The 14,951-nt window shown below is 70.1% G+C and carries 14 protein-coding genes and 1 pseudogene; 9 read left to right on the top strand and 6 right to left on the bottom strand.

Annotated features, from left to right (window positions below; all coding sequences use genetic code 11):
* Positions 1–13: 13 nt before the first annotated feature.
* Positions 14–895, bottom strand: coding sequence for a proline dehydrogenase family protein (locus E1286_RS03215; protein WP_165969547.1), 882 nt, complete (start codon positions 893–895; stop codon positions 14–16).
* Between the two features lie 67 nt (positions 896–962).
* On the opposite strand from E1286_RS03215, the gene E1286_RS03210 reads away from it, so the two are divergent.
* The 7 genes and pseudogenes from E1286_RS03210 to E1286_RS03180 all read left to right on the top strand — a co-directional run bounded on the left by E1286_RS03210 (position 963) and on the right by E1286_RS03180 (position 9,081).
* Positions 963–1,424: a hypothetical protein gene (locus E1286_RS03210; protein WP_246074389.1), complete on the top strand. Its 462-nt coding sequence runs from the start codon at positions 963–965 to the stop codon at positions 1,422–1,424.
* A gap of 216 nt (positions 1,425–1,640) precedes the next feature.
* Positions 1,641–3,503: a molecular chaperone DnaK gene (gene dnaK, locus E1286_RS03205; protein ID WP_132608763.1), complete on the top strand. Its 1,863-nt coding sequence runs from the start codon at positions 1,641–1,643 to the stop codon at positions 3,501–3,503.
* Positions 3,503–4,120 (top strand): nucleotide exchange factor GrpE, encoded by a 618-nt coding sequence (grpE, locus tag E1286_RS03200; RefSeq protein ID WP_132608762.1) that lies wholly within the window; start codon positions 3,503–3,505, stop codon positions 4,118–4,120. Before dnaK ends, grpE begins: the two co-directional genes overlap by 1 nt.
* Positions 4,121–4,141: 21 nt before the next feature.
* Positions 4,142–5,314: a molecular chaperone DnaJ gene (gene dnaJ, locus E1286_RS03195; protein WP_132608761.1), complete on the top strand. Its 1,173-nt coding sequence runs from the start codon at positions 4,142–4,144 to the stop codon at positions 5,312–5,314.
* A 4-nt stretch (positions 5,315–5,318) separates the two neighbouring features.
* Positions 5,319–5,642: pseudogene (locus E1286_RS03190) on the top strand (heat shock protein transcriptional repressor HspR); the annotation flags it as partial.
* 31 nt (positions 5,643–5,673) lie between these two features.
* Complete coding sequence (clpB, locus tag E1286_RS03185) at positions 5,674–8,244, top strand: ATP-dependent chaperone ClpB (RefSeq protein WP_132608759.1); 2,571 nt, start codon at positions 5,674–5,676, stop codon at positions 8,242–8,244.
* 144 nt (positions 8,245–8,388) lie between these two features.
* Positions 8,389–9,081, top strand: coding sequence for a hypothetical protein (locus tag E1286_RS03180; RefSeq protein ID WP_132608758.1), 693 nt, complete (start codon positions 8,389–8,391; stop codon positions 9,079–9,081).
* Positions 9,082–9,179: 98 nt separating this feature from the next.
* On the opposite strand, the gene E1286_RS03175 is transcribed toward E1286_RS03180, so the two are convergent.
* A complete protein-coding gene (locus E1286_RS03175) occupies positions 9,180–9,545 on the bottom strand; it encodes a nuclear transport factor 2 family protein (protein ID WP_132608757.1) in 366 nt (121 codons plus the stop codon).
* Positions 9,542–10,921, bottom strand: a complete 1,380-nt coding sequence (locus E1286_RS03170; RefSeq protein ID WP_132608756.1) for an MFS transporter — start codon at positions 10,919–10,921, stop codon at positions 9,542–9,544. Before E1286_RS03170 ends, E1286_RS03175 begins: the two co-directional genes overlap by 4 nt.
* A 95-nt stretch (positions 10,922–11,016) precedes the next feature.
* On the opposite strand from E1286_RS03170, the gene E1286_RS03165 reads away from it, so the two are divergent.
* Positions 11,017–11,571, top strand: coding sequence for a TetR/AcrR family transcriptional regulator (locus tag E1286_RS03165; protein WP_165969546.1), 555 nt, complete (start codon positions 11,017–11,019; stop codon positions 11,569–11,571).
* 48 nt (positions 11,572–11,619) lie between these two features.
* On the opposite strand, the gene E1286_RS03160 is transcribed toward E1286_RS03165, so the two are convergent.
* Complete coding sequence (locus E1286_RS03160; RefSeq protein WP_246074387.1) at positions 11,620–12,150, bottom strand: tetratricopeptide repeat protein; 531 nt, start codon at positions 12,148–12,150, stop codon at positions 11,620–11,622.
* Positions 12,151–12,321: 171 nt separating this feature from the next.
* Here E1286_RS03160 and E1286_RS03155 point away from each other — a divergent pair, with 171 nt between their 5' ends.
* Positions 12,322–12,642, top strand: coding sequence for a hypothetical protein (locus E1286_RS03155; RefSeq protein ID WP_132608754.1), 321 nt, complete (start codon positions 12,322–12,324; stop codon positions 12,640–12,642).
* A 4-nt stretch (positions 12,643–12,646) separates the two neighbouring features.
* Here the strand turns inward: E1286_RS03155 and E1286_RS03150 are convergent, their stop codons facing one another.
* Positions 12,647–13,210: a TetR/AcrR family transcriptional regulator gene (locus tag E1286_RS03150; protein WP_132608858.1), complete on the bottom strand. Its 564-nt coding sequence runs from the start codon at positions 13,208–13,210 to the stop codon at positions 12,647–12,649.
* 645 nt (positions 13,211–13,855) lie between these two features.
* The gene (locus tag E1286_RS03145; protein ID WP_132608753.1) at positions 13,856–14,929 is read right to left on the bottom strand and encodes a CapA family protein; all 1,074 of its coding nucleotides are present in this window, start codon (positions 14,927–14,929) and stop codon (positions 13,856–13,858) included.
* Between the last annotated feature and the right edge of the window lie 22 nt (positions 14,930–14,951).

Here is a 14,951-nt window from a genome sequence, read left to right as displayed (position 1 = left end):
GCAGCCTATCCGGCTAGCGCCGCGACACCAGCGACCGCAGGAAGAACGCCAGGTTCGCCGGGCGCTCGGCGAGGCGGCGCACGAGGTAGGGGTACCACTCGTCGCCGTAGGGCACGTAGACGCGCATCCGCGCGCCGCGCTGCGCCTGGCGGGCCTGCTCGGCGGGGCGTACGCCGTAGAGCATCTGCAGCTCGTAGCCGGTCTGGTCGCGGCCGTCGAGCACGGCGAGCGTGGAGGCGATGCGCAGCAGCCGGGGGTCGTGGGTGGCGACCATCGGGTAGGCGGTGCCGGCCATGAGCACCTTCAGGCACCGAACGAACGAGCGGTCGATGTCGGCGGGCCGCTTGTAGGCCCCGGGCGCGGTGTAGGCGCCCTTGCACAGGCGTACGCGGGCGCCGCCGAGCTTCTCGCAGCGGTCGAGCGAGTCGGGCAGGTACGCCTGCACGACCACCCCCACGTCGGGATGCTCGCGGCGCAGCGCGGCGTGCACGGCGTGCAGCGCGGGGATGGTGTCGTGCTCCTCGGCGTCGAGCGTCACCGTCAGGCCCCTGGCCGCGGCGGCGGCGCAGATCTCGGCGGCGTGGCCGAGCGCGAGCCGCTGCGAAACCCGCAGGCCGAGGGCCGTGAGCTTGACCGACACGTCGGCGCCCGCGGGCAGCAGGCCGAGCAGTGCGAGGTAGCCGCGTACGGCGTCCTCGGCCCTGCTCTCGTCGGTGACCTCCTCGCCCAGGTGGGCGACGGTGACGAGCAGGCCCCTGCGGGTCAGCTCGCGCACCACGGCGGCCACGTCGCCGGCGACGTAGCGTTCGACGACGCCTGCGGTCAGAGGCGAGGTGGAGACGAGCCGCTCGGCGCGTCGGCTCTTGGAAAGGGCGAGCATGGCCTGACGGAGCACGTGGACCACACTAACTCGCGCCGCTGAACCCGTGACGCGCGTGAGCCGTCGTAGGAGTATGCGGACTATGACAGCGACTCTCCTTGCCGGTCTGGTGCTCGCGGCGGGCTGCGGCGCGCAGGGCGGGCCGTCGGCCGAGCCCGCCGCCTCTTCGACGACTGAGCGGCCGCCGGTCGTGTCGAGCCCGGTCACCAGCGCCCCGTCCACCGCTCCCCCGAACGGCCCCGAGACCGTCAAGCCGGTGGGCGACGCGGTGAACGTCCGCGAGGTCCGCTGGACCAAGGCCGAGCCCGTCTCGGACGGCAGGAAGGTCCGCCTCACGTGGTGGTCGGGCGTGGCCCCGTGCACGGTGCTGGACCGCGTCTCGGTGAAGGAGACGGCGAAGGACGTCACGATCACGCTGTACGAGGGCGCCTCACCGAAGGCCAAGGACATGTCCTGCATCATGATCGCCGTCGAGAAGACCACGACGGTCGACCTGGACAAGGCCCTCGGCAAGCGCAAGCTCGTGGACGGCGCCAAACGGTAAGCCTCCTGAAAAATCCAGCTACGTCCTTGTACGCCGCTCCTTGAGCGGAACCTTCTGTGACATGAGCCCCGTTGAGCCGGGTATGCGGCGCTGAATCCGGGGAATGCTTTTGCGCTCACGAGGGTTGAGTCGCATAGGCTCAAGTCGTTTGACAAAGACGACACGCATCCATACCTTGAGTCTGACCGACTCAACTTTGACTACAAGGACGTACTCATGGCACGTGCGGTAGGTATCGACCTGGGGACGACCAACTCCGTCGTCTCGATCCTCGAGGGCGGTGAGCCCACCGTCATCGCCAACGCGCAGGGCTCGCGGACCACGCCGTCCGTGGTCGCCTTCGCGAAGAACGGTGAAGTCCTGGTCGGTGAGGTCGCCAAGCGGCAGGCCGTCACCAACGTCGACCGGACGATCCGCTCGGTCAAGCGGGAGATGGGCACCAACTGGTCCCAGGAGATCGACGGCAAGAAGTTCTCGCCGCAGCAGATCAGCGCCTTCGTGCTGCAGAAGCTGAAGCAGGACGCCGAGGCGTACCTGGGCGAGAAGATCACCGACGCCGTGATCACCGTCCCCGCCTACTTCAACGACGCCCAGCGCCAGGCCACCAAGGAGGCCGGCACGATCGCGGGCCTCAACGTGCTCCGCATCATCAACGAGCCGACCGCGGCGGCCCTCGCCTACGGGCTCGACAAGGAGCAGGACCAGACCATCCTGGTCTTCGACCTCGGCGGCGGCACCTTCGACGTCTCGCTGCTCGACGTCGGCCAGGAGGACGGCCACGGCTTCGTCGAGGTCAAGGCCACCTCCGGTGACAACCACCTCGGCGGCGACGACTGGGACCAGCGCGTGGTCGACGAGCTCGTCAAGCGCTTCCAGAACGCCCACGGCGTCGACCTGGCCAAGGACAAGATGGCGCTCCAGCGTCTGCGCGAGGCGGCCGAGAAGGCCAAGATCGAGCTGTCCAGCCAGTCCGAGACCAGCATCAACCTGCCCTACATCACGGCCTCGTCCGAGGGCCCGCTGCACCTCGACGAGAAGCTCACCCGCTCGGAGTTCCAGCGCCTGACGGCCGACCTCCTCGAGCGGACGAAGGGCCCGTTCCACCAGGTCATCAAGGACGCCGGCATCAAGGTCTCCGACATCGCCCACGTGGTGCTCGTCGGCGGCTCGACCCGTATGCCCGCCGTCACCGACCTGGTCAAGGAGCTGACCGGCGGCAAGGAGCCCAACAAGGGCGTCAACCCCGACGAGGTCGTCGCCATCGGCGCCGCCCTGCAGGCCGGTGTGCTCAAGGGTGAGGTCAAGGACGTCCTGCTGCTCGACGTGACCCCGCTGTCGCTGGGCATCGAGACCAAGGGCGGCATCTTCACCAAGATCATCGAGCGCAACACGACGATCCCGACCAAGCGCTCCGAGGTCTTCACCACGGCCGAGGACAACCAGCCGTCGGTGCAGATCCAGGTCTTCCAGGGCGAGCGCGAGATCGCCGCGTACAACAAGAAGCTCGCGACCTTCGAGCTGACCGGCATCGCGCCGGCGCCGCGCGGCATCCCGCAGATCGAGGTCACCTTCGACATCGACGCCAACGGCATCGTCAACGTCTCCGCCAAGGACCTGGGCACGGGCAAGGAGCAGACGATGACGATCACCGGCGGCTCCGCGCTGCCGAAGGACGACATCGAGCGCATGATGCGCGAGGCGGAGTCGTACGCCGAGGAGGACAAGAAGCGCCGCGAGGAGGCCGAGGTCCGCAACAACGCCGACGGCCTGGCCTACCAGACGGAGAAGTTCCTCCGCGAGAACGACGACAAGGTCCCGTCCGACATCAAGACCGAGGTCAACGACGCCCTGGCCGAGCTGAAGAAGGCTCTGGAGGGCACCGACACCGACGTCATCCGCACCTCGGCCGAGAAGCTCGCGACGGTCAGCCAGAAGATGGGCTCGGCGATCTACGCCCAGGGCCAGCAGGCCGGCGGCGCCGAGGGCGCCCCGCAGGACACCACGACCGGTGACGGCCAGAAGGCCGACGACGACGTGGTCGAGGCCGAGATCGTCGACGACGAGCCGAAGGACAAGTGATGCCGCCGCGTGAAAACGGGCACGAGGAGCCGGTGATCCGCGACAACCGCAAGATCGACCCGGAGACGGGCCAGGTCCGCGAGCACGCCCCCGCGGAGGAGGCGGCCGATCAGCCGCCCGCCGCGGAGGCGCCGCCCGCCCAGGCGGCCGCCGGCAGCGAGGAGTTGCAGGCGCAGCTCGCCGAGCGCACCGCCGACCTGCAGCGCCTGCAGGCCGAATACGTGAATTACCGCAAGCGCGTCGAACGCGACCGCGTCGCGGTCAAGGAGCAGGCGGTCGCGGGCACGCTCATGGAGCTGCTGCCCGTGCTCGACGACATCGGCAGGGCGCGCGACCACGGCGAGCTCACGGGGGGCTTCGCGAAGGTGGCCGAGTCGCTGGAGGCGGCCGTCGCCAAGCTGGGGCTCACCCCGTTCGGGCAGAAGGGCGACCCCTTCGACCCGATGGTCCACGAGGCGCTGATGCACAGCTACTCGCCGGACGTGACCGAGCCGACCGCGATCGAGGTGCTGCAGCCCGGCTACCGCATGGGCGAGCGGGTGCTGCGCCCGGCGCGGGTGGCTGTCGCCGAGCCCGAGGACGCCCCTCCCGCGTCCAATGACGAAGAAGACAACTGACACCAGGACGAAGGGCCGTAGATGAGCACCAAGGACTACCTGGAGAAGGACTACTACGCCGTCCTTGGTGTGCCCAAGACCGCCACCGCCGACGAGATCAAGAAGGCGTACCGCAAGCTGGCGCGCCAGTACCACCCCGACAGCAACCAGGGCGACGCGACCAAAGAGGCCAAGTTCAAGGAGGTCTCCGAGGCCTACGACGTCCTGTCCGACAGCAAGCGCCGCAAGGAGTACGACGAGGCGCGCACGCTGTTCGGCTCCGGGGTGGGCGGCCAGCGGGCCGGCGGTGGCGGTTTCCCGTTCGACTTCGGCGACCTGTTCGGCGGCACCGGGCAGGGCACGAGCGGCGGTACGGGGGATCGGCTCGGCGATCTTTTCGGCGGGCTGTTCAACCGGGGTGGAGCCACCCGTACCGGCACCACCACCCGCCCGCGGCGCGGCCAGGACGTCGAGTCCGAGGTCACGCTGACGTTCACCGAAGCGGCCGAGGGCACCACCGTGTCGCTCAGGCTGACCAGCTCGGCCGCCTGCACCGCGTGCAGCGGCACCGGCGCCAAGGCCGGCACGACCCCCAGGGTCTGCCCCACCTGTGAGGGCACCGGCGCGGCCAGCCGCAACCTGGGCAACTTCGCCTTCTCCGAGCCCTGCCGCGACTGCAAGGGCCGCGGGCTGATCGTGGACGACCCCTGCCCCGTGTGCGAGGGCAGCGGCCGGGCCAAGAGCACCCGCACGATCCAGGCCCGCATCCCGGCGGGCGTGGCCGACGGCCAGCGCGTCAAGCTCAAGGGCAAGGGCGCGCCGGGCGAGAACGGCGGCCCGGCGGGCGACCTCTACATCCAGACGCACGTCAAGCAGCACGCCGTGTTCGGCAGGGCGGGTGACAACCTGACGATCACCGTGCCGGTGACGTTCACGGAGGCCGCCCTCGGCGCCGAGATCAAGGTGCCCGTGCTCAAGGGCCTGCCGGTCACGCTGCGCATCCCGCCGGGCACACCCAACGGCCGCACGTTCCGCGTACGCGGCAGGGGAGTCACCCGCAAGGACGGCACCAAGGGAGACCTGCTCGCCACCGTCGAGGTAGTGGTGCCGCAGACGCTCGACGACAAGTCACGTGAGCTGCTCACCGAGTTCAACACCGCGACCGCGGGAGAGGACCCGCGCGCTGAGCTCATTCAGCGAGCCAGAAGCGAGTAAGCCGATGGACGCCAACTATTTCGACCTGTCAGATGACACCCCTGTCTACGTGATCTCGGTGGCCGCGCAGCTGTCGGGCCTCCACCCGCAGACCCTGCGGCAGTACGACCGGCTGGGGCTCGTCAGTCCCGGGCGCACGGCGGGGCGTGGCCGCCTCTACTCCACGAGAGACATCATCCAGCTCCGCGAGGTGCAGCGGCTCTCCCAGGAGGAGGGCATCAACCTCGCGGGGATCAAGCGGATCCTCGAGCTCGAGAACGAGAATCTCCGGCTGCGCGAGGAGGTCCACCGCCTGCGCGCCGAGATGCGGATGGTCCGGGCGCTGATCCGCTACGAGCTGCCACCGGGGGCCTAAGGACATGGACTACAAGCTCACCCAGAAGAGCCAGGAGGCGCTCTCGGGTGCCATGCGGCGCGCCGCCGCCGAGGGCAACCCGGAGATCTCCCCGGCTCACCTTTTGACCACGCTGCTCACCCAGACGGGCGGCACCGCCGTGCCGCTGCTGGAGGCGGTCGGCGCCGACTGGCGCGCGATCCGCACCCGCGCGGAGGAGCAGCTCGCGGCGCTGCCGAAGGCGCAGGGCGCGACGGTGGGGGCCCCGTCGAGCTCGCGCCAGCTGCTGACGGTGCTCAACACCGCCGCCCACCACGCCAACCGCCTCGAAGACCTCTACGTCTCGACCGAGCACCTCCTGGTGGGCCTGGCCGCCGACGGCGGCCAGGCGGCCGAGCTGCTGAAGTCGCAGGGCGCGACCCCGCAGGCCCTGCTCGACGCGTTCGAGAAGGTACGCGGCCACGCCCGCGTCACCAGCGAGACCCCTGAAGACACCTACCAGGCGCTGGAGAAGTACGGCGTCGACCTGACCGAGCGGGCCCGCAGCGGCCAGCTCGACCCGGTCATCGGCCGCGACTCCGAGATCCGCCGGGTGATCCAGGTGCTCAGCCGGCGCACCAAGAACAACCCGGTGCTGATCGGCGAGCCCGGCGTCGGCAAGACCGCCGTCGTGGAGGGCCTGGCCCAGCGCATCGTGGCCGGCGACGTGCCCGAGTCGCTGCGCAACAAGCGGCTGATCGCGCTCGACCTGGGCGCGATGGTGGCCGGCGCGAAATACCGCGGCGAGTTCGAGGAGCGGCTCAAGGCCGTGCTCTCCGAGATCAAGGAGAGCAACGGGCAGGTCGTGACGTTCATCGACGAGCTGCACACCGTCGTCGGCGCGGGGGCCGCCGAGGGCGCGATGGACGCCGGCAACATGCTCAAGCCGATGCTGGCCCGCGGTGAGCTGCGCATGATCGGCGCGACCACGCTCGACGAATACCGCGAGCGCATCGAGAAGGACCCGGCGCTGGAGCGGCGCTTCCAGCAGGTCTACGTGGGCGAGCCGTCCGTCGAGGACACCATCGCGATCCTGCGCGGGCTCAAGGGCCGCTACGAGGCCCACCACCAGGTGCAGATCGCCGACAGCGCGCTGGTGGCCGCCGCCGCGCTGTCCGACCGCTACATCACCAGCCGTTTCCTGCCCGACAAGGCCATCGACCTGGTCGACGAGGCCGCCTCGCGGCTGCGCATGGAGATCGACTCCCGTCCGGTGGAGATCGACCAGCTCCAGCGCGGCGTCGACCGGCTGAAGATGGAGGAGCTGGCCCTGTCCAAGGAGACCGACGAGGCCTCCGTGCAGCGGCTGGAGCGGCTGCGCCAGGAGCTGGCCGACCGCCAGGAGGAGCTCAACGCCCTCGTCGGCCGCTGGGAGCAGGAGAAGGCCGGCCTCAACAAGGTCGGTGAGCTGAAGAAGCAGCTCGACGAGGCGCGCGGCGCGGCCGAACGGGCGCAGCGCGACGGCGACTTCGAGACCGCCTCCCGCGTGATGTACGCCGAGGTGCCGCGGCTGGAGCAGGCGCTCCAGGCCGCCTCCGAGGCCGCGCCGCCGGAGAACGCCATGGTCAAGGAGGAGGTCGGCCCCGACGACATCGCCGAGGTGATCTCGTCCTGGACGGGCATCCCGGCCGGGCGGCTGCTGGAGGCCGAGACGGCCAAGCTGCTGCGCATGGAGGAGGAGCTGGGCAAGCGTCTCATCGGCCAGCGGCAGGCCGTCCAGGCGGTCTCCGACGCCGTACGCAGGAGCCGGGCGGGCATCGCCGACCCCGACAGGCCGACGGGCTCGTTCCTGTTCCTCGGGCCGACCGGCGTGGGCAAGACCGAGCTGGCCAAGGCGCTGGCGGAGTTCCTGTTCGACGACGAGCGGGCGATGGCCCGTATCGACATGAGCGAGTACTCCGAGAAGCACAGCGTGGCCCGGCTCGTCGGCGCGCCTCCCGGCTACGTCGGCTACGAGGAGGGCGGCCAGCTCACCGAGGCCGTCAGGCGGCGCCCGTACACCGTGGTGCTGCTCGACGAGGTGGAGAAGGCCCATCCCGAGGTCTTCGACATCCTGCTGCAGGTGCTCGACGACGGCCGGCTGACCGACGGCCAGGGCCGTACGGTCGACTTCCGCAACACGATCCTGATCCTCACCTCCAACCTCGGCTCGCAGTTCCTGGTCGATCCCAAACTGGAGAACGACGCCAAGCGCGAGGCCGTGATGGGGGCGGTGCGGGTCGCGTTCAAGCCGGAGTTCCTCAACCGGCTCGACGACGTGATCGTCTTCGACGCGCTCGGCACCGAAGAGCTGACCCGCATCGTCGACCTGCAGGTCGACCGCCTGGCCCGGCGTCTGGCCGACCGCAGGCTGACGCTGGAGGTCACGCCGGCGGCCCGCGACTGGCTGGCCCTGACCGGCTACGACCCGATGTACGGCGCCCGCCCGCTGCGCCGCCTGGTCCAGTCCGCCATCGGCGACAAGCTGGCCAAGGCGGTCCTGTCAGGCGAGATCATCGACGGCGACAAAGTCAACGTCGACCTGGGCGACGACGAACTCCTCATCCAACGCGCCTGATCCGGGCGAGGGAGCCGCCGCGGAGCGAGGCCCATGAACGCATAAGGTTCGCTCCACCCTTCGGACAAGCGACGCTCCCCCGCCGAGCCGCGTCACTACGGTCACGTTTCGTCAGATCAGCGAAACCGATCAGAGGGACGTGCAGTGTCAGTGCAGAAGATCCGGAGCATCGTCGCGACCGCCGCTCTGGCCGCAGGGGTCGGCTGCTTGTCCACCGGCCCGGCGGCCGCGGACTCCTGCGCGAAAGCAGACCCCGCGCTGCTGTCATCCACGGCGATCGCCTCCTCCTGCGACCGGCACGCCGCGCCGCGGCTCGGCGAGACCGTCTCGGGCAGCAGCCGGTTCGTCACCGGCGAGAGCGCCAGGCTGGCCATGGCGGCCGGCGAGCTGGCCCATGACCTCGGGCTGACCGGCCTGGCGGCGGCGAAGCCGGTGCTGGGCACGGCCGACCTGGGCGGCGTGGCGGCCACCTGGGGCATGCCGGCGCTGACCTCGGCCTCGCCCGCCGGTCTCCCGCTCGCTCCCGACCCGCGCACGCTGAAGGACCTCTCGACCGCGGCGGGCGTCGCCTCGCTGCCGGTGCTGCCGCAGGTGCCCGAGATGGCGGGGACGGCGCTGAGGGCCGGCCTGCCGCAGGCGCGGTTCGACGAGGGCCTGCGCGACAGCGGCATCGCCCGCTCCGACCTCGAATCGCCGCAGCACCTCGGCGAGCCCGTGCAGGAGATCAGCGAAAAGGTGATGGACGTGCTGCTGCCGAAGGCGGTGGAGAGCGTCGAGGGCACCCAGATGCTGGTGGGCGGCGTCACGGCGATCGCGCCGGGCCTCGGAGCGCGATGAGCCACCCTGTCCGGGCGCGGATCGTGCCTGCCGCGCCCGGCTTCCCATAACCGAAGAGGCCGCGGTCACCGGCGACCGCGGCCTCTTCGCGTGGAGACTCAGCGCCCGACGAACTGGTGATCGCTGCGGATCAGCCCGTCCTCGTCGAGCCGGAGGACGTCGTAGCCGACGGAGTCGACCTCGCCGGTGTCGCGCCTGATCATCTCCCACGTCAACCGCACGGCGTGGTGGTGCCCGTCGGCGCCCGGCCCGGCACGGAACATGTAGACCCCGGGCGCGACCCACTGCTCGTACGCGGCGGCGACGCGCTCTTCCAGCTCCGCGTGGCCGTGGAATTCGCGGGTGGGCGTGTAGTGGGCGGCGTCCGGCGCGAACAGCCCGGCGACGGCCGCGCGGCGGGCCTCGGCGTCGGGTTCGTTCCAGAGGGCGGCGTAGCGGCGCGCGAGGTCGTTCAGGTCTGTCATGCGATGCTCTCCTCCTTGACACGAGTACGGGCGCCGGCGGCGCGCGGCACCAGCTGGACGAGCCCGGCGACGGCGATGGCGATGGCGACGAGGTAGACCAGCCCGTGCTGGAACGCCTGGCTCACGCCGTCCGGCAGGCTGCCGTAGAAGACGATCCCGACGATCCCGACGCCGAGCGCCGAGCCGACCTGCTGGGTGGTCGTGAGCACCCCGGCCGCGGCGCCGGCCTGCTGCGGGGCGACCCTGGCCAGCACGGTGCCCATGATCGGGGCGAGCGCCAGCCCCATGCCGAACCCGTCCACGGCCAGCGCGGGCGCCAGCCAGCCGACGGCCGCCCCAGAGGCGACCATGGCGAGTATGGCGACAAGGCCGGCGGCCCTGATCAGCCCGCCCAGGGCGATCGTCTGACGGCCGAACCACGCGACGAACCGGGGCGCGAGCAGCGAGGCCGCCAGATACCCCGCGCCTATGGGCGCGAAGATCAGACCGGCCTGCAACGCGTCCAGCCCGACCCCGTCCTGGACGTACAGGGCGAAGATCAGGAAGTACGCGGCCATGCCCATGGTGAACGCGAGCTGGGTGAGCAGGCCGGCGGTGAAGGCCCGCTCGCGGAACAACGTCAGGTCGATCAGCGGCGAGGCGTGCCGCCGCCTGCCGTAGGCGACGAAGAGCACGACCGCGGCGACCGGCGACAACCACGTCCACAGCGGCCAGCCCTGCTCGCGCCCTTCGATGAGCGGCAGCAGGATCGCGACCAGCGCGAGCGTGACGAGGACGGCACCACCCAGGTCGAGCCGTACGGGAGCGCCGGTACGGCTCTCCGGGACCACGCGGCGGGTCAGGGCCAGCGCGGCCACGCCGATCGGCACGTTGACCAGGAAGCACGCCCGCCAGCCGAGCCCGAACAGGTCGGCCTGGATCAGCAGGCCGCCGATGAGCTGGCCGAAGACGGCGGCCAGCCCCATGGTCATGGCGTACGCGTTGAGCGCCCTGGCCTGGGCGGCCCCGCTGTAGGCGGTACGCAGGATGGCCAGCACCTGCGGGGCGAGCACGGCGGCGGCGACCCCCTGGGCGACGCGGGCGGCGATCAGCGCGCCGGCGCCGGGAGCCAGGCCGCAGCCGATCGAGGCGAGGGTGAACAGGGCCAGGCCGACCGCGAACATGCGGCGCCGGCCGAGGACGTCGCCGAGCCGTCCGCCGAGGACGAGACCCGAGCCGTAGGCCAGGCCGTACCCGGCGACGACCCACTCGATCGCGGCGGGGCCGGCGTGCAGGTCGCGCTGGATGGCGGGGATGGCGACGTTGACGATGAAGAAGTCCAGGATCGTGAGGAACACGCCGGTCAGCACGGTGGGCAGGGTGCCCGCGCGGGGCATGGCGACTCCGATAGATAGAACGGTTGGTATACGCAGAGGCTTATTAGATAGAATGAGCGATCTACTGTCAACCGCGTGCCAGGATCGATGGTGTGATGAGCAGACCCGGACCTCGCGAACGGCTCCTCGAAGCCGCCGGCGACCTCACGTACGAACAGGGCGTTCACGTGGGGGTCGATGCGATACTCAAGCGCGCCGACGTCGCGCGCCGTTCGCTCTACCAGCACTTCGGCGGCAAGGAAGGGCTGATCGCCGAGACGCTGCGGCAGAAGCACGCCGGCGTCGCGGCCCGTTACCGTCAGGTGATGGACGACGCCGGCGACGATCTACGTGAGCGGATCCGCGCCGTCTTCGACGAGCTGGACAAGATCACGACTGCGGACTCGTTCCACGGCTGCCGCTACACGGCGGCGGAGCTCGCCCTCACCGACCCCGATCATCCGGCCCACGCCGAGGTCCGCGCGTACAAGGACGGGATGCATCAGATGTTCGCCGACGAGCTGCGCCGGCACGGGCATCCGGCGCCCGAGCGCGGGGCCGACCAGTTGCTCGTGCTCGTGGACGGAGTGCTCGCGCACGCCGTCACCCGGCCCGAGGCCCATCCGGCGCTGGCCGCGCGCGAGCTGGCGGAGTTGGTCATCAGGGCATGACGACGAGGGCCCTGCCGGTGACGGCGGGCCCTAGCGAGGGCTCAGCCGTCAGGAGACGAGCGCGTCGAGCTCGTCCTCGGGCAGCCCGAGGTCGACCCGGATGCGGTAGCGCGTGCGCAACACCGCCACCTGCTCGGGATCTCCCTCGTCACACCCCAGGGCGGCCTGGGTCGCCCATTCGAGCCCCCCTTGCAGATCGCCGTAGGCGACCAGCGTCTCGGCGATCGTGTGAGCGGTCGCCGTGGAGACGTCGCCCTCGCCACGGATGGTCTCGATGACCTCCCTCGCCTCATCAGGCCGGTCGAGCTCGAACAGCGTGTCGGCGATGCCGGCCCGCGGGTCGAAACCCGCGTCGCCGCCGTCCTGGACCGCGCGCTGGAAGCACTCCATCGCACGCGCGGGCTGGCCCGCCGCTCGCCACTCTTCAGCGGCGAGGACCAGGATGGACGCCCTGGAGACGTCGCCGGACGAGTAGTCGAGCGCGACGTCGTAGAGCCGACTGGCCAGGGAACTGTGGTCGTCGGCCAGCAGGGCCTGCTCAAGCAGATGATCAAGGTGCTCACGGGTCACATGCGCCACACCGCGAGACTACCGAGCGACTCGGGTCTTTGCCCGGTCAATCCGCATCGCCGGTCCCGCACAAATTAGGTAACGTCTTGCCCAATCGCACCGCGGATGGGCGTGTCCATGCAGGTCAGAGGGCATATACCAAGCACTTTGCCGCCACGCGAGCGGAGGGACTGTATGGGCATGTCCAAGCAGCTGACCTTCACGCTGGCCTGTGCTGTCGTCATGTCGGCCGTCGTTCCCGGAGTGGCCGGCTATCTGTCGGCCCGTTTCGAGGCCATCGAATCAGCCGAACGCAACCTGCGCGCCATCGAGGCCCGTCTCGACGTGCGCGAGGCCAGGGGCGCGCGTCCGGTCTCGTTCGCGCCGTGCGGGCGCACGCCCGACGCGCCGCGATTGCAGGAGCTGCCGGCGACCGCGCTCGGCGACGACGAGAGCAGGAAACGCTGGGCCCGCGACATGCCGGCCTGGCTCGAAGAGGTCGAGCAGGCCGGCCGCAACTGACCGCCTAGTGCGGCGACCACGACTTGAGCTGACGTGACAGGAAGCCTCTGATCAGGTGTTTGGCCGCGTCGATGATCTCGGGATCGCCGTCGGGGTCGCGGCGGAAGGCCAGTTTCAGTACGGCGTCGCCGGCCTCGACCCCCACCAGCACGGCCAGGTCGAGCGCCGCACTGTCGGCCAGCCCGAACTCCTTCAGGAACAGCCCGCGCAGCCGTCCCGCTATCACGGTGTTGTTGTCGGAGTCGGAGTCGAGCAGGTTGAGGTCGACGACGTCGCCGAAGTGCAGGCTCTTGAAGCCTGAGACCGTACGGTGCATGTCGACGTAGATGTCGATGATCACGTCGACCGCCTCCCACCAGCCGCGGTAGTCCTCCTCGAGGAAGCGGCGGTCGACTCTGCGGACGAACTCCTCGACATTGCGCCGGGTGAGCTCCTGGGTGATGGCTCGTTTGTCAGGAAAGAACTGGTAGACCGACCCGATCGCCACACCCGCCCGTTCGGCGATGCGCGTCGTCGACAAGGCTTCGTAGCCTGCTTCGTCGAGCAGTTCGGCGCAGGCGTCGAGCATGCGCTCGACGCGTCGGGCGCTGCGGCGCTGCGCGGGTTTGCGTCTGAGGGCTTGGGGGGCGGCGCACTCGTCATCCGGTTGCGGCGAAGACACGAACTTATCTTCTCCTGTTTGGGCGATCATTACCTGCCAATTTACGGATTTCTCGGAGGACGCCCCGACCTGGCCGGCCTGCGCATCGCAGGCGGCGAAATCCTGGACAGGGCATAATCGATTTTCCCCTCCAGGGCGACCGATACAACAGGCTGATTTCGGTCACGTTTCGCAGAATGTGCGCCGTCACCCGATCGCCCGACACCCGCGCCCGCCGGACAGCCGACGCCGCCTTCGGCGCCCTGACCGGCCGATTCGGTCGCCGAGCGTCTCACGACCGCCATCGAGACCGGCGTGAGCATCCGAGACGGCACGAACGCGGCCGGCTGCCCGCCTCCGGCCGTTCGATCATGGCGGCGCCGCGAGCATTGTTCACCATAATGCCCGACACGCACATATTCATCGTCGATATTTCGGGGAAATTCCTCCACCTGTTCGATATCGGCGACATCTACCTGCACGTGCGCCGTGCCGCCTCACGTGTGGCCGCCTCTGTCAGTGCCGGGCGCAGCAGGTCGGCGCCGGACTCCACCCAACCGCACGACGCCCTTGTCAGGGTTTCGCGGACAGCCCCGTGCAGGAACGCAGCGCCTTCCAGTCGGCCACCGCCTGGGTCCGGGCGGCGCCCTTCATCGGTACGGGGATGCCCCCCTGGATGGTGGCGGGCGTCCAGGCGTCCTTGAGGATCTTCCGGCCGTCGATGGTCAGGGTCAGGACTCCGGTCCTGCCGGTGGTGGCGGGGTTGGAGTTGTAGAAGACGAAGTTGCCCATGCCGTAGTTGACGTAGGCGTCGTCCAGGTAGCCGGAGCCGAGCAGGATGTGCGCGTGCCCGCCGACGACCACGTCCGCCCCCGCCTCCACCAGCTTGGGGGCGAGCGAGAGCTGCGCCTCGTTGGGGCACTTCTGCAGCTCGGTGCCCCAGTGCAGGTGCACGATCACGGTGTCGGAGTCCTTGCGCGCCTTCTTGACGGCCCTCAGCAGCGCGGCCTCCTCCTTGGCCGAGGCCAGGCCGCCCTGGTCGGCGGTGGCCGTCCACGACTGGATGAACTCGGCGTCCATCACCTGGGTGGCTCCGATGATCGCCACCCGGTTGCCGTTCACGGTCCTGCGAAAGGGCCGGTACGCCTGCGCCGCGTCCTTCCCGATGCCCACGACGGGGAACTTGCCGCTCTTGGCGGCGGCCAGCGAGTCGGCGAGCCCCGACTGCATGTAGTCCATGCCGTGGTTGTTGGCCATCGACGCGACGTCCACCCCGGCCGCCTTCAGCGCGGTGAACGCGCTGGACGGGGCACGGAAGGTGTACTGCTTGCCCGGCGCGGGAGTGCCCCCCGTGGTGACGGCCGTCTCCAGGTTGACCATCGCCAAGTCGGCCTTGCGCAGCACGCCGGCGATCGGCCCGAGCGCCGTGCGCGGGTTGGCGAGACGGCCGCGCAGCATCCCCTCGAAGTGCACGTCCCCGCCGAACGCGATGGTGAACGGCCGCCGCTCCGGCGTCGGTTCCTCGGTCGGCTCTGCCACCACCTGCCGGTCGACCGGGGCCAGCTGCGGCTCCCGCTCCGGAGCCGGGGAGCACGCGGCCAATAAGGCGACCACGGCGAACAACGGGAGGGCATGGGGGATTCTCATCTACCGCCACTTCCGCTCGAAT

The sequence above is a fragment of the Nonomuraea terrae genome (assembly GCF_004348995.1).
GTDB lineage: Bacteria > Actinomycetota > Actinomycetes > Streptosporangiales > Streptosporangiaceae > Nonomuraea > Nonomuraea terrae.
This window is presented reverse-complemented; position numbering and strand designations above follow the sequence as displayed.